The organism is Mesorhizobium sp. M0016, from assembly GCF_040324035.1.
Classification (GTDB): Bacteria; Pseudomonadota; Alphaproteobacteria; order Rhizobiales; family Rhizobiaceae; genus Mesorhizobium.
This window is the reverse complement of record NZ_JAMYVM010000072.1, coordinates 1-586: the sequence shown is the minus strand read 5'-3', so window position 1 is coordinate 586 and position 586 is coordinate 1. Positions and strand designations below refer to the sequence as shown.

At 53.6% G+C, this 586-nt stretch carries 1 protein-coding gene; it reads right to left on the bottom strand.

The window, feature by feature from the left end; all coding sequences use genetic code 11:
• Positions 1–163: 163 nt before the first annotated feature.
• A partial coding sequence (locus tag NKJ88_RS32945) for a Rossmann-fold NAD(P)-binding domain-containing protein (protein WP_352446983.1) occupies positions 164–586 on the bottom strand: 423 nt, incomplete at its 5' end.

Below are 586 nucleotides of genomic sequence, written 5' to 3'. Positions count from 1 at the left end.
GACCAGAGACTCAAGCCCCGATCCCAACCTCCTCGAGGACACCACCCGCCACGCCCAGACACCAGCTCTGTTCGATTTTGTGAGAAATCAGGAAAGAATTTTATTGAGCCATAAGTAATTTCCAAAGGGCCGTGGCCATTCAAACGTCAGCTTGAAATGGTAACTAATAATTCGCGTCTAAAGCAGTGTGGCAGGCGCAAAATAATGTTGCTTCCAGGCTAATTGAGAGGGGCGCAAAGTTGTAGTAGTTTACCGGCGCATCTTGGCAAAACACTGTGGAAAGCAGGTCGAGAAGTGCGAGTGCGAACCGAGGTGACGCATGGATTTGCGGCTGAACGCCTGGCGCCTTAGAACTGCGCGAATTGCGGTCTCGCGTCTGATGATCGTGTTGTCGCTGTTTGCTGGGGCAGCGGCCACACACGCTGAAGATGTATCCGGAACCCAGGCATTGGCTGGCGCCGCTGCCGATCAGTCTGGCGTTGATCTGTATGTTGAGAGTGGAAGGTAGTGTGCTGAGAGTTCTGCAAATTCGCTGAGAGGGGGCGGTCATGGCAGGCTGGTGATTGTTCACGTCACCTGATTCCCG